Annotated in this window: 41 protein-coding genes and 2 pseudogenes; 32 read left to right on the top strand and 11 right to left on the bottom strand. The window is 34.8% G+C overall.

Annotation, left to right across the window (positions count from 1 at the left end; translation table 11 throughout):
* The first annotated feature begins 16 nt into the window (after window positions 1–16).
* From JTI58_RS22520 to JTI58_RS22505, 4 genes are all read left to right on the top strand, one after another.
* Entirely contained in the window at window positions 17–805 is a 789-nt protein-coding gene (locus JTI58_RS22520; protein ID WP_205443847.1) for a substrate-binding periplasmic protein, read from the top strand.
* A 50-nt stretch (window positions 806–855) separates the two neighbouring features.
* Window positions 856–1,512, top strand: a complete 657-nt coding sequence (locus JTI58_RS22515; RefSeq protein ID WP_205443846.1) for an amino acid ABC transporter permease — start codon at window positions 856–858, stop codon at window positions 1,510–1,512.
* A 17-nt stretch (window positions 1,513–1,529) separates the two neighbouring features.
* Window positions 1,530–2,294 carry an amino acid ABC transporter ATP-binding protein gene (locus JTI58_RS22510; protein WP_205447544.1) on the top strand — a complete coding sequence of 255 codons (765 nt, stop codon included), beginning with the start codon at window positions 1,530–1,532 and terminating at the stop codon, window positions 2,292–2,294.
* Window positions 2,295–2,601: 307 nt separating this feature from the next.
* Complete coding sequence (locus JTI58_RS22505) at window positions 2,602–2,748, top strand: hypothetical protein (protein WP_205443845.1); 147 nt, start codon at window positions 2,602–2,604, stop codon at window positions 2,746–2,748.
* Window positions 2,749–2,816: 68 nt separating this feature from the next.
* On the opposite strand, the pseudogene JTI58_RS25280 reads toward JTI58_RS22505, so the two are convergent.
* Both JTI58_RS25280 and JTI58_RS22495 read right to left on the bottom strand, forming a co-directional pair.
* A pseudogene (locus tag JTI58_RS25280) lies at window positions 2,817–2,966 on the bottom strand (ImmA/IrrE family metallo-endopeptidase); the annotation flags it as partial.
* Window positions 2,967–3,154: 188 nt separating this feature from the next.
* A complete protein-coding gene (locus JTI58_RS22495; protein WP_205443844.1) occupies window positions 3,155–3,622 on the bottom strand; it encodes a hypothetical protein in 468 nt (155 codons plus the stop codon).
* Window positions 3,623–4,000: 378 nt separating this feature from the next.
* Here JTI58_RS22495 and JTI58_RS25110 point away from each other — a divergent pair, with 378 nt between their 5' ends.
* From JTI58_RS25110 to JTI58_RS25275, 3 genes and pseudogenes are all read left to right on the top strand, one after another.
* Window positions 4,001–4,237, top strand: a complete 237-nt coding sequence (locus JTI58_RS25110; protein ID WP_205447543.1) for a DUF3953 domain-containing protein — start codon at window positions 4,001–4,003, stop codon at window positions 4,235–4,237.
* Between the two features lie 313 nt (window positions 4,238–4,550).
* Window positions 4,551–4,691, top strand: coding sequence for a hypothetical protein (locus JTI58_RS22485; RefSeq protein ID WP_205443843.1), 141 nt, complete (start codon window positions 4,551–4,553; stop codon window positions 4,689–4,691).
* Between the two features lie 461 nt (window positions 4,692–5,152).
* Window positions 5,153–5,464: pseudogene (locus tag JTI58_RS25275) on the top strand (phage tail protein).
* A gap of 216 nt (window positions 5,465–5,680) precedes the next feature.
* Here JTI58_RS25275 and JTI58_RS22475 read toward each other — a convergent pair.
* The 8 genes from JTI58_RS22475 to JTI58_RS22440 form a co-directional block, all read right to left on the bottom strand.
* Complete coding sequence (locus tag JTI58_RS22475; RefSeq protein WP_243456437.1) at window positions 5,681–7,282, bottom strand: DUF4179 domain-containing protein; 1,602 nt, start codon at window positions 7,280–7,282, stop codon at window positions 5,681–5,683.
* Window position 7,283: 1 nt separating this feature from the next.
* Window positions 7,284–7,820, bottom strand: a complete 537-nt coding sequence (locus JTI58_RS22470) for an RNA polymerase sigma factor (protein WP_205443840.1) — start codon at window positions 7,818–7,820, stop codon at window positions 7,284–7,286.
* Window positions 7,821–9,070: 1,250 nt separating this feature from the next.
* Complete coding sequence (locus JTI58_RS22465; RefSeq protein WP_205443838.1) at window positions 9,071–10,240, bottom strand: tyrosine-type recombinase/integrase; 1,170 nt, start codon at window positions 10,238–10,240, stop codon at window positions 9,071–9,073.
* A gap of 135 nt (window positions 10,241–10,375) precedes the next feature.
* A complete protein-coding gene (locus tag JTI58_RS22460; protein ID WP_205443837.1) occupies window positions 10,376–10,876 on the bottom strand; it encodes an ImmA/IrrE family metallo-endopeptidase in 501 nt (166 codons plus the stop codon).
* Between the two features lie 87 nt (window positions 10,877–10,963).
* On the bottom strand, window positions 10,964–11,218 hold the full coding sequence (locus tag JTI58_RS22455; protein ID WP_205443835.1) for a hypothetical protein: 255 nt from the start codon (window positions 11,216–11,218) through the stop codon (window positions 10,964–10,966).
* A gap of 5 nt (window positions 11,219–11,223) precedes the next feature.
* Window positions 11,224–13,203: a DEAD/DEAH box helicase gene (locus JTI58_RS22450; protein ID WP_205443834.1), complete on the bottom strand. Its 1,980-nt coding sequence runs from the start codon at window positions 13,201–13,203 to the stop codon at window positions 11,224–11,226.
* A 322-nt stretch (window positions 13,204–13,525) separates the two neighbouring features.
* Window positions 13,526–13,861, bottom strand: a complete 336-nt coding sequence (locus tag JTI58_RS22445) for a helix-turn-helix domain-containing protein (protein ID WP_205443832.1) — start codon at window positions 13,859–13,861, stop codon at window positions 13,526–13,528.
* A 200-nt stretch (window positions 13,862–14,061) separates the two neighbouring features.
* Window positions 14,062–14,424, bottom strand: a complete 363-nt coding sequence (locus JTI58_RS22440) for a helix-turn-helix domain-containing protein (RefSeq protein ID WP_205443830.1) — start codon at window positions 14,422–14,424, stop codon at window positions 14,062–14,064.
* Between the two features lie 157 nt (window positions 14,425–14,581).
* On the opposite strand from JTI58_RS22440, the gene JTI58_RS22435 reads away from it, so the two are divergent.
* Both JTI58_RS22435 and JTI58_RS22430 read left to right on the top strand, forming a co-directional pair.
* Window positions 14,582–14,818 carry a helix-turn-helix transcriptional regulator gene (locus JTI58_RS22435; RefSeq protein WP_205443829.1) on the top strand — a complete coding sequence of 79 codons (237 nt, stop codon included), beginning with the start codon at window positions 14,582–14,584 and terminating at the stop codon, window positions 14,816–14,818.
* Between the two features lie 72 nt (window positions 14,819–14,890).
* Window positions 14,891–15,124: a hypothetical protein gene (locus JTI58_RS22430; protein WP_205443828.1), complete on the top strand. Its 234-nt coding sequence runs from the start codon at window positions 14,891–14,893 to the stop codon at window positions 15,122–15,124.
* Here JTI58_RS22430 and JTI58_RS22425 read toward each other — a convergent pair.
* On the bottom strand, window positions 15,105–15,371 hold the full coding sequence (locus JTI58_RS22425) for a hypothetical protein (RefSeq protein ID WP_205443827.1): 267 nt from the start codon (window positions 15,369–15,371) through the stop codon (window positions 15,105–15,107). The two genes, JTI58_RS22430 and JTI58_RS22425, sit on opposite strands and share 20 nt — an antisense overlap.
* 66 nt (window positions 15,372–15,437) lie before the next feature.
* On the opposite strand from JTI58_RS22425, the gene JTI58_RS22420 reads away from it, so the two are divergent.
* From JTI58_RS22420 to JTI58_RS22320, 23 genes are all read left to right on the top strand, one after another.
* Complete coding sequence (locus tag JTI58_RS22420; RefSeq protein ID WP_205443826.1) at window positions 15,438–15,611, top strand: BC1881 family protein; 174 nt, start codon at window positions 15,438–15,440, stop codon at window positions 15,609–15,611.
* Between the two features lie 56 nt (window positions 15,612–15,667).
* Complete coding sequence (locus JTI58_RS22415; RefSeq protein WP_205443825.1) at window positions 15,668–16,405, top strand: Rha family transcriptional regulator; 738 nt, start codon at window positions 15,668–15,670, stop codon at window positions 16,403–16,405.
* A 2-nt stretch (window positions 16,406–16,407) separates the two neighbouring features.
* The gene (locus JTI58_RS22410; protein WP_205443824.1) at window positions 16,408–16,710 is read left to right on the top strand and encodes a hypothetical protein; all 303 of its coding nucleotides are present in this window, start codon (window positions 16,408–16,410) and stop codon (window positions 16,708–16,710) included.
* A gap of 140 nt (window positions 16,711–16,850) precedes the next feature.
* Window positions 16,851–17,120: a helix-turn-helix domain-containing protein gene (locus JTI58_RS22405; protein ID WP_243456436.1), complete on the top strand. Its 270-nt coding sequence runs from the start codon at window positions 16,851–16,853 to the stop codon at window positions 17,118–17,120.
* Entirely contained in the window at window positions 17,108–17,377 is a 270-nt protein-coding gene (locus tag JTI58_RS22400; protein ID WP_205443822.1) for a hypothetical protein, read from the top strand. Before JTI58_RS22405 ends, JTI58_RS22400 begins: the two co-directional genes overlap by 13 nt.
* A 66-nt stretch (window positions 17,378–17,443) precedes the next feature.
* Window positions 17,444–17,578: a hypothetical protein gene (locus tag JTI58_RS25105; RefSeq protein ID WP_279381290.1), complete on the top strand. Its 135-nt coding sequence runs from the start codon at window positions 17,444–17,446 to the stop codon at window positions 17,576–17,578.
* A 193-nt stretch (window positions 17,579–17,771) separates the two neighbouring features.
* Window positions 17,772–17,930 (top strand): hypothetical protein, encoded by a 159-nt coding sequence (locus JTI58_RS22395; protein WP_205443821.1) that lies wholly within the window; start codon window positions 17,772–17,774, stop codon window positions 17,928–17,930.
* 104 nt (window positions 17,931–18,034) lie between these two features.
* Window positions 18,035–18,751, top strand: a complete 717-nt coding sequence (locus tag JTI58_RS22390) for an ERF family protein (protein ID WP_205443819.1) — start codon at window positions 18,035–18,037, stop codon at window positions 18,749–18,751.
* Between the two features lie 188 nt (window positions 18,752–18,939).
* On the top strand, window positions 18,940–19,944 hold the full coding sequence (locus tag JTI58_RS22385) for a DnaD domain-containing protein (RefSeq protein WP_243456212.1): 1,005 nt from the start codon (window positions 18,940–18,942) through the stop codon (window positions 19,942–19,944).
* Between the two features lie 4 nt (window positions 19,945–19,948).
* Window positions 19,949–20,257, top strand: coding sequence for a DUF6877 family protein (locus JTI58_RS22380; RefSeq protein WP_205443818.1), 309 nt, complete (start codon window positions 19,949–19,951; stop codon window positions 20,255–20,257).
* A complete protein-coding gene (gene ssb, locus JTI58_RS22375; protein ID WP_205443816.1) occupies window positions 20,254–20,853 on the top strand; it encodes a single-stranded DNA-binding protein in 600 nt (199 codons plus the stop codon). Before JTI58_RS22380 ends, ssb begins: the two co-directional genes overlap by 4 nt.
* A gap of 19 nt (window positions 20,854–20,872) precedes the next feature.
* Window positions 20,873–21,277, top strand: a complete 405-nt coding sequence (locus tag JTI58_RS22370) for a hypothetical protein (protein ID WP_205443814.1) — start codon at window positions 20,873–20,875, stop codon at window positions 21,275–21,277.
* On the top strand, window positions 21,274–21,462 hold the full coding sequence (locus JTI58_RS25270) for a DUF6011 domain-containing protein (RefSeq protein ID WP_431844389.1): 189 nt from the start codon (window positions 21,274–21,276) through the stop codon (window positions 21,460–21,462). Before JTI58_RS22370 ends, JTI58_RS25270 begins: the two co-directional genes overlap by 4 nt.
* The gene (locus JTI58_RS22365) at window positions 21,452–21,994 is read left to right on the top strand and encodes a Holliday junction resolvase RecU (protein ID WP_205443813.1); all 543 of its coding nucleotides are present in this window, start codon (window positions 21,452–21,454) and stop codon (window positions 21,992–21,994) included. The genes JTI58_RS25270 and JTI58_RS22365 overlap by 11 nt, the downstream gene beginning before the upstream one ends.
* 5 nt (window positions 21,995–21,999) lie before the next feature.
* Window positions 22,000–22,743, top strand: a complete 744-nt coding sequence (locus JTI58_RS22360) for a hypothetical protein (RefSeq protein WP_205443811.1) — start codon at window positions 22,000–22,002, stop codon at window positions 22,741–22,743.
* 32 nt (window positions 22,744–22,775) lie between these two features.
* A complete protein-coding gene (locus JTI58_RS22355; RefSeq protein ID WP_205443809.1) occupies window positions 22,776–23,207 on the top strand; it encodes an ASCH domain-containing protein in 432 nt (143 codons plus the stop codon).
* A 4-nt stretch (window positions 23,208–23,211) separates the two neighbouring features.
* Complete coding sequence (locus JTI58_RS22350; protein WP_205443807.1) at window positions 23,212–23,475, top strand: hypothetical protein; 264 nt, start codon at window positions 23,212–23,214, stop codon at window positions 23,473–23,475.
* Window positions 23,476–23,505: 30 nt separating this feature from the next.
* Window positions 23,506–23,772, top strand: coding sequence for a hypothetical protein (locus JTI58_RS22345; RefSeq protein ID WP_205443806.1), 267 nt, complete (start codon window positions 23,506–23,508; stop codon window positions 23,770–23,772).
* Window positions 23,773–23,807: 35 nt separating this feature from the next.
* Window positions 23,808–24,062 carry a hypothetical protein gene (locus tag JTI58_RS22340; RefSeq protein ID WP_205443805.1) on the top strand — a complete coding sequence of 85 codons (255 nt, stop codon included), beginning with the start codon at window positions 23,808–23,810 and terminating at the stop codon, window positions 24,060–24,062.
* Window positions 24,063–24,283: 221 nt separating this feature from the next.
* The gene (locus JTI58_RS22335; RefSeq protein WP_205443804.1) at window positions 24,284–24,727 is read left to right on the top strand and encodes a hypothetical protein; all 444 of its coding nucleotides are present in this window, start codon (window positions 24,284–24,286) and stop codon (window positions 24,725–24,727) included.
* An 80-nt stretch (window positions 24,728–24,807) separates the two neighbouring features.
* The gene (locus JTI58_RS22330) at window positions 24,808–24,981 is read left to right on the top strand and encodes a hypothetical protein (RefSeq protein ID WP_205443803.1); all 174 of its coding nucleotides are present in this window, start codon (window positions 24,808–24,810) and stop codon (window positions 24,979–24,981) included.
* A gap of 97 nt (window positions 24,982–25,078) precedes the next feature.
* On the top strand, window positions 25,079–25,249 hold the full coding sequence (locus tag JTI58_RS22325) for a DUF3954 domain-containing protein (protein ID WP_205443801.1): 171 nt from the start codon (window positions 25,079–25,081) through the stop codon (window positions 25,247–25,249).
* A gap of 103 nt (window positions 25,250–25,352) precedes the next feature.
* Entirely contained in the window at window positions 25,353–25,862 is a 510-nt protein-coding gene (locus tag JTI58_RS22320) for a sigma factor-like helix-turn-helix DNA-binding protein (protein WP_205443800.1), read from the top strand.
* The last annotated feature ends 42 nt before the right edge of the window (window positions 25,863–25,904 follow it).

The following is a 25,904-nucleotide window of genomic DNA, read 5'->3' as shown; positions in this document are numbered from 1 at the left end:
AATAGGGGTTGCATTTATGAAAAAATGGTTTTTAGTAATTTTGGCAGTAGCTACGCTTGTATTAGGGGCATGTGGGGACAAACAGGAAGCTTCAACACAAACGGCATTAGAGCGTGTAGAGAAAGCGGGCAAATTAGTTGTCGGGACAACAGGAAATTACCGACCATTTTCATACATGGACAAAAACAATAAACTAACAGGTTACGATATCGAATGGGCGACGATTATTGCAGATGAATTAGGCCTAGAGCTGGAATTTGTAACAGGACAATTTTCTGGTTTAATACCAGGTTTAGTAGCAGGCAAATTCGATGTTGTTTTATCAGGAGCAAATGCAACGGAAGAACGAAAAAAGTCAGTTGATTTCTCAGAATTTTATGCGAAGGATGGAGCAGTAGCGGTAGTGAAAAAAGGTACTGTGGGAGTCAGTGGCATTGAGGATATGGAAGGCAAAATTGTTGGGGTAAATGCAGGTTCTGCTTTTGAGGAAGTTGTGAAAAAAATTGGTGGTTATAAAGATTTGAAAACATATCCAGGTGCTGCAGAGAGCTTTGCCGATTTAATCGCTGGCCGTGTTGATTTTGTCGCAATTGGTCTACCAGCAGCGGCAGAGTATATAAACAATTCAACAACAGGTAACGAAATTGAAATAATCGGTCAACCTTTTGATGAAAAAGATATAGCTGTCGCAATTGCTAAAGATTCAGATGATTTATTGGAAGCCATTAATAAGGTGATTCAAAAGAAAAAAGAGGATGGTACATTTGATGAGCTCGCTATGAAATATTTTGGTCAAACCTTTTAGTCATTGTGAAAGATAGCTGAATGAATTTAATAAAGAGGGATGTGATATAGATGAATTTTGATGTAATTTCAAATGCCATGCCGTACTTTTTAGAAGGTGCATGGGTTACATTGAAGGTCTCTATTCTAGCAATAATACTAGGAACAGTTTTAGGCTTTATATTGTGCTTATGTAAGATGTCTAATATACGTATCTTAAAGTATATAGCATCTGTATATATCTGGCTATTTAGAGGATTACCACTATTAATTATTTTATTTCTATTTTACTATGCAACTCCGTTTGATATTAAGTTAAGTGCATTTACCGCAGCATTGTTCGCAATGTCATTGAACTCTGCAGCATATAAGGCTGAGATTATTCGTTCAGGTATGATGGCTATTAATAAAGGTCAGGTTGAGGCGGCAGAAGCAATCGGGATGACACCTATTCAAATTATGTTTCGAATAAAAATACCGCAAATGGTGCGTCTAATTATCCCACCATATATTAATAACTCTGTAGTTTTATTAAAGGAATCGGCGCAAATTTCGGTTATTACCGTACCAGATTTAATGTTAAATGCTCAAACACAGTATAGTAGTACATACCTACCATATGAAACATTAGGTGTGGCAGCCATATTATACTTAGTTATGACGAGCTCATTAATGCTACTACAATCATGGACAGAGAAAAAATTAAAAGTAGCAAATAACAATAAGTAAGGAGGGAACCCATGGAAATATTAGAATTAAAAAATATTAATAAATATTTTGGAGATAAGCATGCACTCAAAAATATTAATTTATCGATTAATCAAGGCGAAGTTGTTTCTTTAATTGGTCCAAGCGGTTCGGGGAAGTCCACTCTACTACGTTGTGTAAATTTTTTAGAGGTACCTTCTGAAGGTGTTGTGAATTTTGAGAATCAGCCAATTAAATATAAAGTAAATCGCTCAAATCAACTAACATTACGGTCTAAAATTCAAATGAGCAAAGTACGTGAAAACATCGGTATGGTTTTCCAACACTTTAATTTATGGAAGCATAAAACCGTACTTGAAAATATTATTGAAGGTCCCATACAGGTAAAGAAAATGTCACGTGAAGAAGCTATTAAAATTGCTGAAAAGCTTTTAGAGCGAGTGGGACTAGCTGATAAACGTGACGATCACCCTAGTGATTTATCGGGTGGCCAACAGCAACGAATTGCAATTGCACGTGCATTAGCAATGGATCCACATGTTATGTTATTTGATGAGGCTACTTCGGCACTTGACCCAGAGATGGTGAATGAGGTATTGCAAATTATGAAAAGCCTTGCAGAGAGTGGCATGACGATGATTATCGTAACCCATGAAATGGAGTTCGCTCGTAAAGTATCAGATCGTGTTGTATTTATGGAACAAGGTGCAATTGTAGAGGTAGGAACACCAGACCAAATTTTTGGTGAGAAAGCAAATCCCCGTATTACACAGTTTTTAAACAGTATGCATCCAACTATATAATTTCTTATGGGGGAATAGAAGTCATATTCCTCCCTTTTATGATTTATCACCAAAAGTAAGTAAGTGCTGATATTTAGGTTTGGACCATATCTATAGTAGATTATTCGTTGAGTGAAGTAGGGGAAAGGTGCTCAACAGAAAGCATTTAACCTGATACAGTACAAGACTTTACAAATAATCCATACCCTAAATATGAGCGTGTTAGCGTTTACAAAAGCTTAGCCAAATTGGTGCGACCAAAATCTATGGTTTTAATCGAGTTGCACACTCCTTAAGAAGATGAAAAAGGGAGCATTCTTATAAAATAATGGATGCAGGGATTCTTGAACATCATAATCTAGCAGTTTGTATTGTGGAATCGATTGTCGCATTAACGAATTTGCACGTTACATTTAAAGGACAATTAGATCATGCAGTAACAACACCTATGTTTTGTGTAAAGACCCGTTATTAGTCCACGTTAAAAATTTGCATAACTTGAATATTTGTTTTTGCTGTATCATTATGTATAGACAACATTTCCTAAATAAAAGTAGGAATACAAGCGTGGTACATAAAATTGTTAGCCTTATATTCCGTGTATTTACGAAATAGGGGATACATATGAAATTGATCGCCTGTATGAAATAAGTCATGTGATAGTTCATGACAAAAGTCAAGCCATTGTTGCTGTGGAGATTGGTTTTAATTAAGAAAAATAAAATGCCACACATTAACAAATAAGGCCTGACTCTTATCAGGCCAACAAAAAAAACTTTCAAGCACATTCTATAAGCTACTTCTTCAAAATGCCGCAGTAATTTCTATTAGATTGGTGCAAAGCTTTACCTGAGGTTGCTTCTTTTTAAATATTGTTATTTTTACCATTTTATAATTTCGAATGCAAATAGAATATTGAAATCTTGATCTACTAAAATTACTTTATCTACTTTGTATGATTTATCTAATGTCTTTGAATTAAAGTACATTAATAATCCTTGTACAAACTGCTTTGCTTGTGAATCGTGTTCTGTATCTTTTGATTGTACTAAGAAATACTTTCCATTTTTATTTATGGAAGTTGATGTAGCTGAAACTGAGTCAAACCAAGTAGTTTTAGTATAACTTCCGAAATTTTCTATCATGAATTTATCAGCTTCGTTTTTGATAATGTTTTCTAAATCTGTTTGTGTGTTATCACTTCTAAAATCTTTATATGGATCTTCATTAACTATATACTGGGTACTATTTTTGTTAGCAATTGTTTCTGTTATTTCACTATTATTTACAACATATAGAGCGAGCATTACTACACCAATAAAAATAAGTAAATGATACGATTTTTTCATAGATATTCTCCCCATTCTTAATCCAATAAACTTAAAATTAATTTAACAGATATTTCAAGAAATGAATAGTTAATGCAGAAGCAACTGTTATGTTTTTCAGAAGAATAAGAGTTACGAATGTTCCAAACCAATCAATTTAAGCAATCTATAGTGTAAAATCGGAAGCAGGATGATGTGTAGGTATTTTCCTCTATGGGTATCTATAAAAACAATAAATTAACAGGAATGACAGACCTGCGCTCCACAAATTTGTTCGGAGCAAGACATGGCAGGTCCATATTTTTTAAGAGAATAGGTATCTTCATTAAAGTGAAAATTGGTAATTATATCTAAATTATCTGTTTTATTGTATAATCAAAGAACAATATTTAAAAGGTGATGGTAGCTTTGCTAACAATATTACAAATTGTTTTTTCAATCATAGTAGTATCACTCTCAACTTACGGAATTATCACAAGTGATTACCAGTGGAATTTCCTATTGATTTTCTTCTTAGGATTATTGATATTAATTTTAGGAATGAAAGAATTCCAAAGAGGGCAAAAAGTTTATGGTTGGATCTATATGGGGGTATTTTTATTTATAGAATATGTGTCAATTCAAACTTTCTTTTGATTTAAATAAGGAAGTGGTTTATATGTGACCTTCGTCCACTTTCCATTTATTTCGGTCAAATTTACTAAGTGCACTAACACAAGCTATCGATTCAAAATAACGTGGTTTCGTTCTATCACGAGTCGCAAGTGAGCTCTCGACAATTTACCACAACATCAAAGCCTTCATCTTAGGGTGGAGGCTTTTTCTTTTGGTTTGTAAATTGCATCAAACAGCTAAAACGCTTTGAGTTGAGAGGGCAGGGGGTGGGTTTTGAGAGCAAATGTTTTAAATAGATAACATCTTCTAGTTTGTGATTGGGGTAACAGTCTTTTTGAAATCAAAAATACTGGATAATACATTAGCAGCTAGATATTTAGGTTTGATTGATGGTTTTGCAGGGGCAATAGGCGCTTATTATGCTGCAAGAATTTCTATAAAAACGAATCCGAGCAACATGCTTCTTCATTTATAAAGGCTGACTTGAAAGAAAAAAATATATTTATAGATTAAGTAATCATATAAGGGTATCTAATATAATAGCAAGAATGTAAGTTTGTCAATTATTCGAGACGTACGAGATAATTACATGAAATCAGGTGGTCAATTCTGATGCAGAAGATATAAAAAATTCCTACCTTAATTACAAAATCCATGCTGACGTTTTAGATAGAATTGTCAGTAGTTGTATCAGTACTAAAGAGAAAGGTAATAAGATTTTATCTTGTATTTGTAATTTCAAAAGGTTAACAGGATATCCAAGATAATATTGATAAAAAAATTAAAGATGCACTAAATGACATTCAATAGATATACAAGAAAAAAACGCTCATGCGGGTGTTGCTTTTAATTAAACTAGCAACTAGCATAATAACGTGATGCTATTGATTGAACGTAAATTAAAATGCAAAAAACAAGCATTGATAGATTCCTACAATGAATGAATGTTGTGGTTTTGAGAGTAAAAAGCTAACTTCAATCGCCAATGCCCAAGTCACACAGTCCAAAGTAGGGCTAGAGTACATGGCGTTAGGCGATGGTAATGGAACACACTATGTCCCAACGCAAATCTAACAGCCATGGTCAGTTGGCCCTATCTCTGGGCTATTCATTGATCCAACAAACTACAAACGGATCATTATTGATGCCGTTATTCCTGTAACAGCTGGTGGTTTCACATTTAGGGAGATTGGTATTTTTGACGAGGAAAATCAGTTAATTAGAGTAGTGAAGCGTATTTTGAATTAATCAAAACACGCTTTTTTATACTCAATTGAATCATGCTTTTATCATCATATGCCCTAAAGTAGTTTTACCTTTAGAAGGCGTACAGTCCTTCATAGTCTTCCTAATCTGCCATAAAACATCAATCAGTCGTGTACTGTCGCTACGAAAAGACTTGTAACTGCCGTTTCACTTACGTTACATAAAACATTTGCTTAAAGAAGTTTCACTGCAAACGATTTACTGTAAAACAATAGTCTTCGCTCGATCTTCATTGACAGTATAAAGGAAGAAGTTTAATGTAATATCTTTTTCTTTTATATTTTTAAATGTTTCTAATTGGTTGTGTGTTCTTAACACGCCATCATTAGAACGAGTTTCAGCAAAGATTCTTTTGCCATTCTCATAAATAACATTTTGTGTGATACCTCCAAATTGCTCGTTCTTACTTTCTGATTCAACAATTAAATCATTACCTTTCGAATAGTAGGTAATATCAATTGGATATCCGTTTAATTCTGCTTTTATAGTCTTTGGATCTTCAGAAATATTTGTTAGCTCTACATTGTCTTGCTTTCCAGCTTTATAAGAAACTTTCGCATCATTTAAAGTAAGAGAAATTTCCTTATTCGTAATATCCTTTATCAGCCCCAGTGTTTCAAAAGAAATATAATCCTTAAAATTATTTCCCGATAATTCCTGTTCGCCAATTCGTAATTTAAACTGACGATAGTTGAAATGAGCTATATTAGAATTAGAATCTATATATTTTTCATCAAAATAAAGCTTTACCTCACTCGGTGTAATAACAAGCTCGTTAAATTGAAGCTGCTGAGAGCCTATCTCTATTTTTTCGTCTATATCCATAACAAATGTAGATTTTTTAGCAAGATCCTGATTGTAGTGGAAATCTAGGCTCCACGTATCTGGTTTATAACTTACTGTATCAGTATAGCTTAAAAATACCCCTAATTTTTCTACCATTTCTTGTTGAATCTCTAGTGAATCACTACTTTTAATGACATTTGGTTGTGGACGTTTATAAATAACGCCAAAATTCGCAATGTTTTCATCTTGAATTTTATAAGATAAATATGCGTTTTCTATGTTATTGGACTTTTCCAGATCAATAAGGTAATCCAATGTATATTGACCATTTTGATATTCATTTGAAGTGAATTCTATATGTGATATTCCATCTTGATTAATTGTAATTTTTTCAGGGAATGAGTTCGATTGAACCACATCTTTTAACTCTATAGTTTTCAGCTGTGTCTCCTTTACACCTCCAAGTTGAAGTGTAACATTGCTGTTGTGCGGGATTCCTTCATCTGTATGTAGAATCCCTACTAATTGATCTGTTTCCTGATTATATACTGCGTTAGCCTCCAGCTTTATTTCTTTTCCGTCATTTATTTTGAGTAATGCTTGTTCAAAATTGGCTGCATCGATTGGAGAATCATGATCAATATCTAAGCTAAAGTTAATAGTAGTACCATTTTGATCTGAAATTACATTATGGATATTTAATACACCAGCTCCGTTTTCTACAGTTTTATTGACTTCCTGTCCAAAGCCATTTTCTAAAGAAGTGATAACGCCTGTTCTATTCATATTTCGCATCCAGTCCAAGATTTCTGTTGTATATTTAGCAAATACAGGTGTGGCTGATAAAACAATTGTGAACATAATGACGGTTAATATAACTTGTGGTTTATTGCTATGTTTTTTAGTTTTATAATTATGATTTTGTTGTTTACGAATGATTTTACTCCACATTTCACTCTCATTTGGATAATCTATTTGATCGTATTTCACTTTTTCTTTCATTAAATCGTCCATATTACTCACGATGATCCCTCCATTCAAATAACAAATTTTCATCTACTTGGATAAACTCTTTCGTTAGTTTTTTACCTTTAAAAAGCCTTGATTTAACCGTTCCCTCAGGGATTTTTAGAATTTCAGCAATTTCTCTATCTTTACAATCATGTACATATTTCAATACCATTACCTTCCGTATACGAACAGGCAGTTTGTTCATTAAGTCGACTAATTCACTTTTATTTTCATTGAGCTGTATTGTTCGCTCAATATTTTGAGTACTGTCAACTCGTATCAATGATAGGAAATCAAAATTTTCTTTTAATAGCAGTCTGTTCATTTTCTTTAAATAATTTCGAGACATATTCATAGAAATACTAAGTAACCAAGATTTTTGATTTTGTATAGATTGGAAATCTTCACTCAAAGCTTTAGCAAATACATCCTGACAAAGGTCCTCAGCGTCATATTTATTTTGAAGCATATAATAGCAAGCTCTGAAGACATCCTTATAATATGTTTGAAATAAGACCCTTTCATTGCTAATTTGTTCCATAATTCCACCTCCTTTTCCGATTTCTACACAAGTAACAATTTAGCAATATAAATAGTTCATTTTTTAAAATGGATAAACTGCCTTCGAATTTGATGGTGAAAGCACCTTATTAATTCAAATACACTTATTATAATTATAAATCTCTTTAACTAATGGCATGCTTACTTTAAAAAGCAAAAGGGTATATTGGTTGTTAGTTTATCAGTTAATTTTTATATGTTTGGGAAATGACTTTTTGGGATCTATGGTATGAGCCAACTGAGGAAGAACTTGTTTACCAGCTGGCTTCAAATAATCTTTTATTTATTCCTGTATCTTCAAATTAGTTTCCTCCTTTTTTTTGACGTATATGGTGATAAAGTAAAGTTGTATAAATATTGTAAAGTTTTATCAGTATATAAAAATGATAGGTAAAAGTACCTGATCATAAATATGAAGATTAATGTACACCTGTCCGTTGGTGTTTTTAAAAAATTAATATAAGCGAAAAAAACGCTTCCCCAAACCCCATTAAAAAATCGCTAAATATCTAAAGATGAAAATAAAACAAAAACCCCGCAAACACTTGGTATACCAAGGTTGCGAGGTTCAAGAATCCGAAGAATTCTAACGTTAAAAAATTGACGAGAGAAATTACCGACGATAAAGTGTTTCATTAGGACAACCTTGGTAAATTATCAGGTTTATAAATATTATCCTCAGAAGAATCTGCACATCCTATTAAATATTAGAGAATTAAAAAGTGTCGAATTAAAAAAGAAATTCTTCATAATGTATTAACTCTCTTGGTAGTTATTTGTAATAATAAAAATGTATTATTATAGTAGTATGTTGTTTGTATAGTAAAAAATAAAAATGCCACAAATTGTGACAAAAAATACTATTAAATTTAAAGGAATTCATATCGTTCTTTCCTTATAAAAGAGTACCTGTCCAAACCTTCTTTATCTACATTTTACGAACTGGGGCACCATTTTAAAAAAAGTTACAGGTGCCCCAGCGAGTGCCCCAAAAAGTACCCCAGTTAAATACACTTAGATACACTTCGTTAGACAGGTATAGAAACCCTCATTAATACAAAACCTTGATATTATGCACATCAAAAAATTAAAAATATCAGGATAGAAACCAAGGTCATAAGTTATGCTTATAGTTATTTTTTTATAAACCCTTTGATTATCAAGGGTTGGGGAGGGGCTAACCACATTGGTGCCCCAAAAAGTGCCCCATTTTAAATGAAAAATAGTGTTTTAATCGAAATTGACTATTTCACTTAGAACTTGCATTGCTCTTTTCTCTCGATCTGCAAACGAATGAGCGTAGGTTTTTAAAAGAGTAGAAGTAGTCATACCAAGGATTTTGGCAATTGTTGTTGGCGGTGTACCGGATGCAATTGAGATGGTAGCAAATGTATGTCGTAAACCATGAGGAGAGATGAGTTTAACGTCATATAATTCATGCATTAAGATTAGCGTTAATCTAGCTGCATTTTGATTAAGAGGCTTGCATGTTTTACTTATAAAGACAAGGTCATCCTCACTATGTTGAATCCCGAAAATTAATTTTCTTTCGATACACCATTTTCTATAACGATCTAATTGTTTACTTAGTACCTCGGTCATATCAATACAACGGATACTATTTAGTGTTTTGGCAGAGCGCTCCCCATAAAAATCACGAGTACGATTGATGTAAATTAGATTATTTTTAAAATCTATATCAGACCAACGTAAACCTCCAGCTTCTCCACGTCTCATACCAGTAGCTGCTAGAATAGAAATTAAAGTATATCTTGAAATATCACAAGATTGCTTTACACATTTAAGTAAAAATTCTAGTTCAGTAGGGGTTAAATAATTGCCCTCCACTTCATCATTATTAATTTTTTCAACTCGAGGTAATTCAGCTTTTGCAATACGATTTTTATCCAAAATATCATCTTCAACAGCAGCATTAATACATCCAATGAAAAAATTATGATACATTTGAATGCTTTTTGGAGCAGCTATTAAAGATAATTTATCAATAAATTCAGATTGGTATAAACTTTTGGACAGTCGAGATAGCTTATATCCACCGATATAAGGTTTAATGTAAATTTCAATTAAATTACGATAAGTTTTAGGGGAGGTACCTTTCCATTTCGATTTTTTACGATCAAAATAAATATCTACCCATTGAGCAATAGTCATGTTCTCATTAAATATTATTTTTTCTCCGCCATTTAAAAAAGTAGCTTTTAATGCTGTTAATGCTTTTTCAGCTTCGATACTAGAGTTAAAGTTTTGTCTTGTTTTTTCTCTACGTACTCCAGTATGGTCATAAAATTTGTAACGGTAGGCAAATTTCTTCTTCTTGTTTGAATCATAATACCAATAAATATTTTCCTTTTTAGTACTATTAAGTTTCTTTCTAACCATATCGTCACTTCCTATCTAACTGACCCGGACAGGTACATTGATTAGAGTTTAAGGACAATTAGAACATCACTCCTTTCACAGTAATTTGAAGCAAATAACCTATATTAAACTCACTTATGAACTGTCCTATATGCATCATCTCATATTTAGAAAGGTCATATTATGCAACCTCTGCATAATCTGCTTATTGTTATATTGTGTTAATCTTCTATAAGCAAAATCGTATTCTACGTTAAAGATTTGCATCACTTGCTTAATCGTTTGTTCGGTATGATTATGTATTGACAAAGCCTCCAACATAAAAGTGGGAATACAAGCTTGGTACATAAAATTGTTAGCCTTGAATTCCTGATACTCACGAAATAGGGGATACATATGAAATTGATCACCTGTATGTAACAAGACATGTGATAGCTCATGGCAAAAGTCTTGCCATTGTTGCTGTGGCGATTGGTTTTTATTAAGGAAAATATAATACCGACCATCAATAAACAAGGCCTGACTCTTTTCTTCCCAATAAAAAACTTTCAAGCCCATTCTAAATGCGATTTCTTCTAAATTCAGTAGGGGAGGGCAGGTAATCCCCATGCGAGTGTAGAACTGTTGGACATAATCTTCAAGATGAGTATAGTACATGTAAATCAACCCCTGAAACGAAAATTAGGAACGTATGTTCTTTTTTGGTTGTAAGAAAACCCCGCCTTAAGAAAGGGGGGAATCTAATTAGACAATATTTACGGAACCATATATATTAGATGTTTTCCAACTCAGTAGATTTTCAGTGTTTTTTTCATATATCATAACTTCATCAAAAATCAACGAGGAATGAGGGAATTTATGTTGGAAGTGAATGATATTATGGTTATCCTTTTCTTCCATTGTCAAAAATAAAATATTACTTCCATGGCTATTTAATTTAGCAATAACATCTAAATAATGATTTGTAGCATGGAGTTTTTCGACAAATAAAGTTTGCACGGTACTTATCCCTCCTTTGAAAAGCGTTGAATTATGCTAGTTAATTTCTCTCCAACAAACCTTTTAGCATCAGCGTAATCTTTTAACGTATATAGATCAACTGGCTTTTGGAATTCATTGAACAGACTAACCCTAATATTTTTAACAATATAACTTATATTGTTAATTTTGTCTAGTGTCTCAGGACCACTGTGAGTATCAAACAATTCATAACCATCTTTTTCTATAATAATTTTTTCAAAAGTAGTTTCTACCTGTTGAATTATCCATGTAGTAAGGTCTGTTCTTAAACTCATAGCAAGAATTTGGTCATGGAAATTATCATTATTAGTTACAATTACTTGTTGCATTTTTTCACGTTGTTGGCGAATTAAAATAGTATAATCTTCTTCTGACAACACACCCGCATCCTTTAATTTTTTATAACGAGCAATTTCTGCATTGTAATTTTCTTCGACCTCTTTTTCTATTTTAGCCTTTTCCCTTAAGTATGTTTCTACACCTTCCGTAGAAAAGCTGTCAATATTACCAATAGTAGTAGCAGAATGCTCTGCAACTGCAAGAGTTAGTTCTTGAAAATCTTTATCTGAGAACTCTTTTTCACCAGGTTTAGTTCCAAAACTTCTTTTTTCGACAAAACCTAGTTCATCAAATGGTAATGAAAGTTGTTCATATAAATTGGTTAACTGTATTTTCATAGCAGTAGCTTTTTCTCGTTGATTTTTATAATATTCCCATAGTTTTTCAAGGTTGAGTTCACGATGATAGATAACATTGCAGATATTATCAAAATCAGTACCACTATATATTTTTCTTAGCCCTCGCCCGATTGCTTGAGCATATGGACCAAGAGTACGGTAAGGTCTGAATATGGATATAATTGAAATATTAGGATTATCATACCCTTCACCCAATAATTGAATACTTATCATTACATTAAAATCACCTTTAGTAAATGCTGCAATTCTTTGTTCATTTTGAGCAGGTGATAATGATTTTGTACTTACATAGGTTGCAGAAAGTCCTGCTTCAGTAAACCAGTGAAAAAGATTTTGAGCGTGTTGATCATTACATGCAATAGCGAGTATTTGATGATTCTGTTTACTATTGCGTTGTTTAGTGATAAAAGTTTTTTTAGTATATTCAATAACCTCTTTTGAACTCTCTTCAGACATAGCAATACTTGCACTAACAGCATCGCTTCCTAATAAAAGTTTGGCATCTTCTAAAGATATTTCTTCACCATTACTTCTAGTGAATGTAACATGACTTGGGATGGCCTCTTCCTTGACAATTTCTTTTAAAAGTCCATCATCGATTGCTTGACCCAAAGTATATTCATAAATAGGATCTAATTCATGGTTAATAATGCTTATATTATCACTTCTAAATGGAGTAGCTGTTAATTTAATTACTTTAGCAGTGTTAAAATGATTTAAAGACTCTTGCCACATATCTGCAGCTACATGATGTGCTTCGTCAACGATAATTAAGTCAAAAAAATCATTAGGTAATATATTTTTTAAATTAATCTCTTCAGAGCTTCCCACAATTTTATGGACATTAGTTATAACGAGATCAGCTTGTCCTAATAATGAAAGAACAATTTCTTTAATACCTTCTTTCTCAGAATTAAATCCTTCGTATTTGTAAGATTTGGGTAACTTCGCATAATCAAATATAACATTTTGTTTTATCCAGAAAGTCTTTTCAGGGTTATCAGCAGTATTAAAATGTTTATATACTGCTGAACGCACAATCTTCCCAGGAGTGATAATTAATACACGTTTACTTGACAATCCATATGGGAGGAGAGCCATAAGACCTGATTTACCAGACCCTGTTGGCATCACAACAAGAGATTCTCTATATCTTGGATTATCCCCAAATTCTTGATAATGCGATATAACGGCTTGATAAGCCTTAATTTGAGCAGGATATAAGTTAGTATTTCCAATAATATTTGCATTAGAAGATTCGAACATAAATAGTCACCCCTGAAAAAAATTTTAAATTTAAGAGTTTACTTTAACATCGTATACTAAAATTAATTTTTTGATGGTGTTGATACATTAGATTTTTGTGCTGTTATTAAGATGGCAATTTCTTTTCATTTTTGTAGTTAATAGTTATTGCGTAAATATACCTATAACAATCACAAAAAAATAATATAAAACATAAATGAATAATACTACCAATTAATAGTGTATTTAAAGGACATGTATATGCCATGTCCTCCTCATACATATTATTATGTTACTTTTAAAAAAATAAAAATCGATTATTTGGCTTTTCACCAATTAACCATCACAATTCACCATTATCCTTCAAAATCTCCCACATCTTCCGTAGCTTCTCCAGATCCTCTTCCTTCGACTTCGGCAATTCCTTGTACCATTTTTGTAGGGTAGGGTTGTTGGCGAAAGTCTGGAACTCAACTTCGTCTTTTTCTTCGGTTGTAGGGATTGATGTGTCTGTACGGCCAAGAAGATAATCGGAACTAACGACAAGGACATTTGCTAGATTTAATAATTCGTTATCTTTAAGTGGTCTTTCGTTAGACTCAATTCTATTCATTACACTGACATTTAAATTAACTCGATTAGCTAACTCCTTTTGAGTCCAACCTCGCTTTTCTCGCAATGAAATTATCTTTTTTCCTATATCCATGTTTTCACAACTTTCAGTGAGTTCATAAATGGATTATTTAAATTTATAGTATTTATATATAGAATGTTAACATTATTAATTAGTTAAATTCTAAATTTACTACTCGTTTTTGAATTATTTAACTTTAAAAAAATGAAAAAAATAAAAAGGTTAAATACTAATCCTTTTTAGGATTATATCTCACCATTATCCTTCAAAATCTCCCACATCTTACGCAACTTCTCCAAATCTTCTTCCTTCGACTTCGGCAACTCCTTGTACCATTTTTGCAGGGTAGGGTTGTTGGCAAAAGCCTGGAACTCAGCTTCGTCTTTTTCTTGTTGAGAAAGTTGTTCAGATTTATCTATATTACCAAGTAAATAATCAGTTGTTACATTGAAATAGCTCGCTATTTTTTGTAGTAATTTAAAATCAGGCTCTCTTTTCCCTGTTTCATATTTGGACAATGCAGAATATGTAATGCCTAATGAATTAGCTAAATGTTCTCGACTAATATTTTCTTGTTCTCTCAGCTTTTTTAACCGTTCATGAAACATTAGAGCCCTCCTTTATGTATTTATTTAATTTATTTTACACTCATTGTCCAATAAATAATTTGTTTTGGACAAAATGTGTAAAAATATTTGACTTTAGACAAAATGTCTATTATATTTAATTCGAGGACAAAATGTCCAAAAGAAAAGAGGTGAAAGTATGCGAGTTTATTTGAAAGAACTTCGCATGAATAAAAATTTAAGCGTAGAACAAATGGCTCAACTATTAAATATTTCACAGTCACACTACTATAAAATAGAAAGTGGTGTTAGAAATCCTAATTTTTTGCTTGCTGGAAAAATAGCATCTCTATTTGACTGTAGTGTAGATGAAATTTTTTTTGGTAACGAATTGGACAAAACGTCTAATTTTTGTGGAGCTGAAAGAGTAATTTAGATTTATTATTTTATCCGTCCCAATAGCTCACGAAGCGGTAGCAACGCTAATCCAGTGAAGGAGGTGAGAGGGTTGGATAGTACTCATAAAAAGTTCAATATGGACGAGCTACTTGTAGCATCAGGTTGTTTTGCTCAAGGTGGAGATGACCAAGAACAAATGGGGAAATTTTCTGAATTGCTTTATCAAGAATTTCAAAAAATGAGCTTGCAGGAATTTAAAGGATATATTCGCAACAAGCTCATATTCGAAAAAAGATCAAGCGAACTTGTGGTTGAATTTGGTTTTAAGATTGTAAATTCTTAGCTTCCGACAATCCTTTGTCTGTCAATTCATAACAAATTAATGTTTCGTTAGGTACGATGCTAACTGAATTAGAAAAGATATTGTCGGAATGTGGTATTAGCCATTCATTTTCATAAAGTTGTTTCGCTACATTCGTAAAGTCTATCAATTCTTGTGAATTTTTAGGCTGAACCTCTGAATAAGAGCTGCCACTCTTATAGAAATTTTCAAGACCTAGTTTTAAAAATTGCTTTTCGTAATGGTTCATATTTGTTCACCCCCAATCTACCAATAGTTTAGCAGATTGGAAATTTAAAGGGAAAGTGGTGAGTACATGAAACAAAAATCGATTGATATGCTACCAACGAAAGATTTACATGAATCATTAGCTAGCCATGAACGGGTGTCTGAAATCATTATTCCACCTTATAAGAAATTTAGAGTGCTGCAAGGTCAGCGTGTACATGAATTTACTGGTCCTGCACGATTATTAATCAATGAAGACTAATACATGTCTCTAAATTACCCATACATTTGTATATAAGTTACAAGGGAGGTTTTATCATGAACCAATTAGTCGTCATTCAAAACCGCCAAGCTGTTACCACGTCTTTGCAAATTGCTGAATCGTTTAACAAAGAGCATCGCAATGTTTTACGGGATATAGAGGGGTTGCTCAAAAATGAGCAGACCCAAAATTTATTCTTTGAAAGCTCTTATCAACATCCGCAAAATAAGCAGATTTACAAAATGTATTACATGAATCGAGATGGCTTTACGCTCTTAGCAATGGGTTTCACTGGACCTAAGTCCTTAGAGTTCAAATTGAAATACATTCAAGCTTTTAATGCATTAGAGGAACAGCTTCAACCACAGCCATTATCTGAAAAAGAGCAACTGAAAGCTTCGATGAGACTATCACTTGAGACATCAGAAGAGATCGAAACATTAAAAGTTGAGGTGAGCGAAGTGAAAGAAACGGTTCAATCACTCTATAAAACGATGCGTATAGATGGCAATCAAGAGTCTCAAATCAGCAAACGTGGCCGAGAAGTAGTAATTGCCGCGTTAGGTGGCAAAGAATCAAATGCATATAAAAAAATAAGTCGTCAAGTGTTTTCAGCTTTTTGGAGAGATTTCAAAAATCACTTTGAAGTCCCACGGTATGGAGAAATTCCTAAAACACGTTTTGCTGAAAGTATCAAATTTATCTCCATGTGGCAGCCATCTACTACGCTGAGAATGGAGATTAACGCATACAACCAACAAGCGTTAAAACTTGTTGAAGGTGGTGCCAAGTAACTGTGATTAAAAATGATACAGACATTACTCATTTAGTTCTGGAGAATGCTGGCCTTTCTAAAAAGGAACTATTAGAAAGATACGACCAAATAGTACAAGCAACCGTTAGGCAACGAACACTTTATTGGGATATCGATGATCTAGTTCGAGAAACTAGATTTAGTAAAGCGTCATTAGAAAAATATATTCTTTGCGATCCTCGAATTAGGGAGCACCAAAGACAAATAGGTTCGAGATACAAACGAGTTTGGTTAGCAGAGCCTACAGCTAAAGTGCTCGAAGAAATTCTGAATAAAGATAATTAAAAATACAACTACCCGGACAGGTATGTATAGAGATTGGGGCAATCAATCTCATATCTCAACTATAAAGATAACTTAATAGAGAAACCATGCGTGGTAAGCATAATATGCACTTTCTGCATAAGGAGGTGATTTCATTGCATGTGAATGTTGGAGAGTTAATCAGAAAGTGCCGCAAGAAAGCAAAATTATCGCAGGAAGCCTTTGCGGAACTTATGCATACTACGCAGTCAACTATCAGTCGCATTGAGCAGAATATCATCGCTTGCGAAGTTAATTTTTTAGCCAGAACTGCCGCAATTACAAATTCACAGGACACAGTAGTAGCAGCGTTATTTAGTGCAGATGCAGCAATGCAGTTTTTACAGACAGTACCAATGTTTATAGGAGGGATTTTCAATTGGATCATGTAAAGAAATTGGAGTTAGAGATAGCGGCAAAGAAAGCATGCATTGAGGATTTACAAGTAGCCATGGCATTTCATAAACAGCACGGTACATACAACTTAGCAGCAGAATGTGCGTGGCGGATAAAAAAAGCAGAACATGCTATCAGACGTTTAGAAATACAGTTACAGGATAACAAAAATTTTGGTGGCTTAATACAGGATTTAGCACAACGAGGTATTTTTTCAAGGACGGTGAAGAAGCTTGCTAATGAAAATATTTAAAGTTAGTAAATGGAAGAAGCTATCATTGCAAGAACGCTTAGTGTCTGTTGGGAAGTGGTGGTCAGCATGGTGAAATGGCTAGTGAACTATTTGTATATGCCAGATGATGGCCGCAATCAAAAACATAAGGAGTTCTGTGTGATATGCGGAATTGTGATGATTGCTATTGGCGTACCAATCATTATTGCTTACTGGCAATAAAAAAGCTGCTTAATCGTTGGAGCGATTAAACAGCAGAACTAAATTAGTCTCGATAATTATATCACAAAACTAGATGATTGCGAGTACGACACTCGCTCTCGTCAAGCAGTCTATAACCCGTTCCTCCCCTTGACGGATTGCTTTGCAGTTATAGGCTGCTTGATGGGATTCCATCAGAAAGTAGGTGATTGAAATGCGTATTGTTTTCTTCAAGCGTTTATCAGATCAGAAAGAATTTCGATTTTTACAAGTAAAGAACACAGGTCTTGAAGGCGTCGCTAAAGATGGAGAAGTTGTGACATTGAAATTTGCAGAACGTTCCACTCTCTATTCTCAATCATATACAAAGTAAAAACCACTGCCGTAAACAGTGGTCTAAGAAAATTATTTTTCAAAATAGTTACCTTTTATTTTACGCCCTAGACTTTAAAAAATCAACTAGCTAGGAGGGAAATCATGCTTTTTTCCGAGAGTAATGTAAATATTTCGGCAGCCTTAGCTAAAGCATGGGCTACGATTCAAACACCAAAACATAATGCAAAAGTAAATGTTCGCACCAAAAATGGCGGTTCATATACGTTTGAATACACTGATCTCAATGGCATTTTGGATGCTGTCAGACCTATATTTGTTCAAAATCATTTATCCATCATTCAGAACAGCTATACAACCGTTGAAGGCAATTTAACAATGGCTTGTGTAGAAACCATATTCCTGCATGAATCAGGAGAGTATGTGAAATCTTATCCACTCAAATTTCCAGCAGCCAACAGCATGCAAGATTTTGGTGGTCAGATTACTTACATGAAGCGCTATAGCTTGTCAGCTATGTTAGGACTGGCTACTGAGAAGGATGATGATGCAAATGGAGCGAGCGGAAATGATTATCAATATATTAATCAACCATCTCCTTCAAAACAGCCAAATGGTCAGCCTCAGCAGCAAAAAAATCAACCAAATCACACAGGTTTAAGGACTCAGGAACAGTTCAATGATATAGCAAAATTGTTGAGTGAAGTTGCCACAGCATATAGTTCCGATCCTAACACAGTTTATAACGGTGCTATGCAGAGATGCAAAATCCCTTATAAGAATTCGGATTTATTAACAATGAAAGAAGCGGATAGCTTAATTCAATATTTACGTGCTATCAAGATGCAAGTGGCTCAATGAATTCTGTACCGCACAGAGTGTTGTTGCCAAACTGGATTTTTGAAAAGGCGGCAGGCGATGAAAAGGAATTATATCGCCTTGTACGCCGCTACATATGGCAGAGCTACCAAGGCTACAAGATTATACGAATTGAGGGTAGCTTCGCCATCTGTGAACGAACTGATAGATTTTTATAGGAGGATCAACTGATGGAGAGTAAAAATATCGTCAGAGTAGTCAAAAACAAAGATTATACAGTCATTAACAATACATCGCTTTATGACACGAATTTAAGTTGGAAAGCAAAAGCCATCCATGTCTTTATGCTCTCGAAACCAGACGATTGGACATTTCATAATAGCGAGCTTACACAATGGGCCACGGATGGTGATACATCATTTGATACAGGTTTGAAAGAATTAAAGAAATACGGCTATGTCAAAAAAGAAAGGCGACGTGGCAAAAACGGTAAATTTGAATGGGTCACGGTGGTATATGAAGTTCCACAGTTCGACGGAGAACAAAAGGACCAACTAGCGGAACAGCCATCACCAGAAAAACCATTAGTGGAAAATCACCCTATGGTAGAACCATACCCCGAAAAACCATCCATGGAAAATCCACGAGTGGAAAAACCATTAGTGGAAAATCAAGGACTACTAAGTACTGATATACCAAGTACTGATTTACTAAGTACTAATAGATTAATTAATAATAATGATGATAAGGAGCCACCTGCTTATGCAGCACCACTAGAAAAGCAAACCGCTTCTCCAACACAAAATGCATTTGCATTTTATGAGCAGAATCATTTTGGAGCATTAGGATCTCTAATCATTTTCAAAATTGACCAATGGATTAATGACTTGTCAGAGCCTTTAGTTATTCACGCAATGGAGAAAGCTGTACTTAACGGAAAAACTACCTGGGGTTATGTCGAAACAATTTTAAAAGATTGGTTCAACAAGAAACTCTTCACGTTGGAAGCGGTTGAAGCAGCTGACTTACAGTGGAAGAATCAACAAATCCAAGCGAAACCGCAACGTAATCAGCCGCAAAAGTATTATCAGCAAAAAAATAGACGTGAAGAGGTTGTTCCAGGTTGGTTTGATAATCGCCATAACGCTGTTCCGAATGACGTGCCTGAACCAACGTCAACCATGGATTTTGAAGCGGAGCGTCAGAAAATTTTAGAAATGTTAGGGAAGGGGTAACGCTATGAGCAGACATGAAGAACATATGAAAATGCGTGAACATTTGGCAAAGGCTGCACTGGCTAATGGGACTTTTACTAACGGCACAGACAAAGCGCTGGTACAAGCAGTTAAAAAGATGACACATGAGGAAGTTGCAATTCGGATTAACCAACTCATCAATGAGTACCAGTTTCCGCTTCTAGTCCTACAAGACGTACAGAAGCGGTTAAGTGACAGCCATTGCCCACATTATGCTATGCAGCAACTTAGATACTTAGAAAATAACGTACATGCTGGCATCGCCACAATAAGGGAGGATTCAAACAAATGATTAATCGTGTCGTATTAGTTGGCCGTCTTACAAAAGATCCCGAGTTACGTTACACACCTAACGGCGTTGCATCATGCCGCTTCACAGTAGCGGTTAACCGTACATTTGCTAACGAACAAGGTGAACGTGATGCTGATTTTATCAGTTGTGTAGCATGGCGCAAGCAAGCTGAAAATCTAGCAAACTATCAACGTAAAGGGGCTTTGATTGGTTTAGAGGGTCGTATCCAAACGGGAAGTTACGAGGGACAAAATGGTCAAAGAGTGTATACCACTGACGTTGTTGCCGATAGTATTCAATTTTTAGAACCATCACGAAGCGGTGGAGGAGGGCCACAAAATACTCCTAATTATCAAAATCAACCAAACCAATATCCGCAACAGCAACAACAACAGCCTCAATATGGAGGACAAGCATACGGAAATAATCAACCATCCTATGGTAGTGGACAACCTCAACAACAGTTTGGAGGCTCCTATAACACGAATCAACAACAACCTCCTATGAATCAGCCAAGCTATACGCGAGTAGATGAAGATCCATTTGCCAACAGTAGGGGTCCAATTGAAGTATCAGAAGATGATTTGCCATTTTAATAAATAGGGGGATTTTCTCATGTTTAAAATGTTTAAAGCTATATTACGAACTGCTGGAAAAACGCCAGAGGATATTAAACAAATGTATGATGGTTCAGTCGGTCCAGAACCTAGTGAGGAAGAAATACAGGGATATATCGATGTCTATAACAAACTAGATGGTTTAGAGATTGTTGTATATGATCGCGGTCAACTTGGTGTTGCCAATTATGGGTTATATGTATGGCAAAAAGAGGATGACGAAAGAGTTAGGGAATTATTTTACCAAGCAGAACAAGATCCTTACTTTGGCACTTATGTTAATGAGCGTGATGAATTTATTAAAGATTGGGAAGTGGAAGAATATGAATTTGGTCCTTCTCCTACATTTAGAACTGATGATGTAGAAATCATTGAAGAAATTTCTCTAAAGAGTACATCATGAGTCGTTGTAAAAGATGTAACAGACCTTTAAAAAGTGGTGAATCCATAGTACGACAATATGGGTTCACTTGCTGGCAACGGCATTTGGATGACCTCGAGGAGGAATTTTTGAAAAATCAGCTCACCATATATGACGTGTTAGAAGCGGAAAATCAAGATGAAATGAGGACACAGGATGTTTCGTAATCAATCAACTAAACAGCGTGCGAAATCAGTAACACATGCTAACCGTGGCAAGTTTTTAGAACGTGTCATTGATATGGCCAACACAAAATATCGTAATGCAGGCTTAGCAGATATTCGTAAAATTCCAACGCCTGTACAAATTACAAAGGATAAAGGCTCCCAAATAGAAGGACGGAAGGAAAAACCTGAATGGGTGGACTATGCAGGTGTCTGTAATGGACGAGCAGTGGTGTTTGATGCAAAGGAAACGAAGGGGAAAAGTTTTCCGCTTCAAAACTTACATGAACATCAATACGAATTGCTTCGCTCCTGGTACGAAAAAGGCGCCATCACCTTTTTACTTGTGTATTTCAACGAGTTGGATAAATACTATCGCTTACCTTTTCCACCGCTCCAAGTAGCTTGGCATACAGCTAAAAGTGGTGGACGCAAATCGATTCCGCTGGAGACATTTGAGGAACATGCAAGCGAAGTGGTATCGATGGACGGCTATACTTTGCACTACTTGTTGCCATTTGTCGAAAGTAGGTGATGAGGATGTTACGGGGAAAATGTGTTGATACGGGCGGTTCTACTAATCTTACAAAAGGTGAAGTGTACTATCTTTTCCCACACGGCGGTCAAGCATATTGTGCTAGCCGCTTCCCTCGAGCTGGATCTCACTTTGGAGCCTATCAAAAGAATCACTTTGAGCTAGTGAATGTTGCTAATGATGTGCCAGCTCAAGTACTTAATAAATATTTGGCCCGTGTAGTTAAGCCACCATCACATTTTTATCTGATCGATGAGGAATACATCATTACGGAGGCAAGAGCAGATGGTTACTACAGTGTGTTTTTTAAGCATCGCCCAGATGGTCCTCCTATCGGGGCATATAAACGTACGGATTGTTTTGAGCGTATTGTGCCTCTTGAAGAATCAGCAACAGATAAGGCTACCGTTTTTGAGGTTGGCGATATTGTAGAAATTGTAGACGCATCGATTATAGGACGTAAACATTATGAAAATGGTATACAGGCAACAGTTATAGAGAATTTTTATGGTTGCATATCAATTCAAAGAAATGAGCCTGTAGATAAGATGGTCATAAGTAGTGTGCTTTTAGTAGGAGAGGATCTACAGGCTATTAGAAAAGTTGGATCAAGAACTGTACTAGAAGCGGCTATGGTGAACGATAAGCAGGAAAAGGTGCAAAAAACGATAGAAATGGTGCACAATGTGCCTGAAATAGTGAATGCGCCTGTTAAAAAACAAAAATATGAACAGCTCAGTTTATTTTAAAGAGTTGAGCTCAATGAAAGAAGGTAACTGTCATGAAAGCAATCACAATTAAACAACCTTGGGCTACTCTTATTGCTTTGGGTGAGAAGCGGTTCGAGACACGCAGCTGGCAGACGAAATACAGAGGTCCTATTGCTATTCATGCTGGCAAAACAATGGATATGGAATATTGCGAATATCCACCAATTAAGAGAGCACTTCAAAGACATGGAATTGAAAATGAAGATTTACCACTGGGGTTTGTCATTGCTACTGCTGAATTAATTGACTGCCATTTGATACCGAATGAGTTAAGTGCTGCAGGCATAGACATCGGCAAAATATTAAAGGGTGACGAACTGTACTTTGGTGATTTTATGGATGGTCGTTATGCATGGGAGCTGAATAAAGTGAAAGTGTTATCTGAGCCAGAGCCAGCAAAAGGAAAGCTAAGCCTATGGGAATGGAAAGAGGAAATGGGGTGAAATTTTGAAGGTATCTGAAATGCTTCCTCCAGAACAACAGAGTCAATATATTTTACTAGAGCAAACGGATAAAAATTATGAGGTTCTTTATGGCTGGAAACCAGGAACTATATTAAAAAGGATTTCTATTTGGTACGGTTCCAATGGTCTTGGCCGTCATTTAAAACAAGCCTATTTTGTTCCAGCAAATTCGGATAGCAAGAATTATCAAATCGCTTGGAATGATCACGTAAAAGAAATAACAGGGCAATTGGAGCTAGATATTTGAAAGAAATTGTTCAGTAAATGAGGTGTGAAAATGAGCATTATTATTTGTCCTTATTGTAAAGCTGAGGATGGATTCTATGTTAAGGAACGTATTACAGGAACAGCTACTATCCATTATACAGAACTAGGTGATTATGCCGAAGAGCAAAGCAGTATGTACGATTATTTGAACCATAGTGGTGGGAAAATTGCATACTGTGCAAAGTGCGAGAAGTCTCTTGGTAAGGCTGAGAAATTAAAATCAGGAATATCAGAAGAAGATAGGCGCTTTAGTAATAATTCGTTAATGGACCAATGACAAAGCTCAAATAAATACAAAGGAGAAGTTTCTTTATGAAAAAATATAGGGATTATCAAGGGAACGAAATTTCAGAAGGTACTTTGATTGCTTGGGAAGGAATGGATGGAGAAAGTGAAGCGAGTGCTGGAGTAGGTAACGGTGGTATGTGGTCATGGAAACACACTCTTGTTGCAAAAGCGAAAGGTAAACGATTAATTTTCGAAGATATTGAAACTAATAGAGTATATGAATGGGAGGATATTGACGATAAAACATGTTATGAAAATTGCATTTTAGTTAAGAAGTAATTACTAAATCTAATGAACAATATGAGGATTTTGTACAATCAATAATTTTTTTACAAACATAAAATATTTTATTAGGAGTGATAAAGGAGACGATAGATTTGTCATCTAAGAAGAGAGTATTCAAAAGGGGTTACGAGAATTGTGGAGGTAATGAGGGCTGTAAAAGTTTCCCTAGTTTCAGAATTTCCAGTTGTCCATTTGTGCCGCCTAAAGTGGAACCTGTGCCAGTATTTATTCCAGTTTATGGTTCGCTAACTACCCCACCATCAATGGGATCTATTGCTGTAGCTGGTACAAATGTTGATTTTGAGGTAGTTGGGCCTTTCAGTGGAACAACACCAAATATTATTGATGATTCTATTACTGTTAATAGTTCAGGGGTTTATACTATTTCGTTTTCAACTGAACTATTCACAAATGGTTCGCCAGGAACACCTCATAGTATTATTTTTTGTCTCTCTATAAACGGGACTCCTGATTTTTCAAAAGAAATTGCATTTCAAACAAACTTCCCTATTGGTTCTACTGCGACTGAAACAGATACACTATCTAGAACAGACCAATTTACGTTAAATCAAGGCGATGTTATACGAGTTTTAATATCTTCAACATCTGGAAGCATGGTTTACTTTAATGCAGCCCTGGTAGTAACAAAAGTTGCATAGTTCGAACATATAAACCGTAATTGTGCCATACCAGGCAAGAGGCTATAAATTAGTGCATATGAAAATAGAGGGTGATTAAATTGGATTACGAACAAATTAAAGAAATTAAAGATTTGTTAAATGAACTACCTAAAGAAATCTTGATAGCTGAATTTGTAGCACTTATTTCCAAAGCAAAGAATTATGATCATCAATCTGTCAAATATACAATACAAGAGATTTTAAACAATTGGGAAAGTATTAATACTAAATAAAAAGCCGTAGTGTCGTCACACACTACAGCCGTAAAATTGGTTCCTGCCCTTTTATAAGTTCAGTCAGATAATTGATTATATCATAGGGGGCAAAACTATGACACAACAGAAAATCAACACATCTGAAAACGGTGTATACATCGTACAAGATGGAATAATTACACCGCTAAAACCAAAACCATTTGGGCAAGATACAATCATTTGGCACAATGGTCAAGTACTTGATGTGGAGCGGGCTGAACGTATACGTATTAAAAAAACAAAATAATCGTCCTTACGGAAAAACCGATGGACACTAATAGTTGTTGGCAATTATGTCAGCTCTATTAGTGTCCTTTTTATTTTTACATAGAATAGAAAGGAAGATGGCCATGTACTTTCCAGATTTAATCGAAGAATATAAACGATCTCTTAAAGAGTTAAAAGTAGCAGGAGGGTGTCTCAGTATGATGAAAGATATGCAGGAAGCTATTAAATGGATGGAAACAGGCTATGATCCAGCAGAGTATAGAGCCGCTACACGTACAGATGTTTATGTTATGGACCATCATTTAATGCAAGACCTAATTACGTATGTTGATAGTGATAAAATGACTCCTACTGTACTTGCTGAGGTCATTGATTGTAGTTACGACAATTCTGCAGTTAAAGAAATTGAAAGAATGTTTAATGTTAAGGATACAGCTAATCAAGCTCTAGCCGGTTTAACGGAAAATGAACGTACCGCTTTCATTATGATACGAGCCGAGCAAATGACCTTTAGTAAGGTTGCCAAAATACTAGGGGTAAATCGTGGTACCGTGCAAAATTATGTAAAACGTGCAGAATCCAAAATTGCAAATAACATTAGAAAAGAAAAACTTTTTTTATTTGCAGTATAAAATTTGTCGTACAAATGCCTATATAGTGATAGAAATAAATTT

It is taken from the genome of Lysinibacillus fusiformis (assembly GCF_016925635.1).
Lineage (GTDB): Bacteria > Bacillota > Bacilli > Bacillales_A > Planococcaceae > Lysinibacillus > Lysinibacillus fusiformis_F.
Note: the sequence above shows the minus strand (reverse complement) of the source record. Positions and strands in the feature narration are given on the sequence as shown.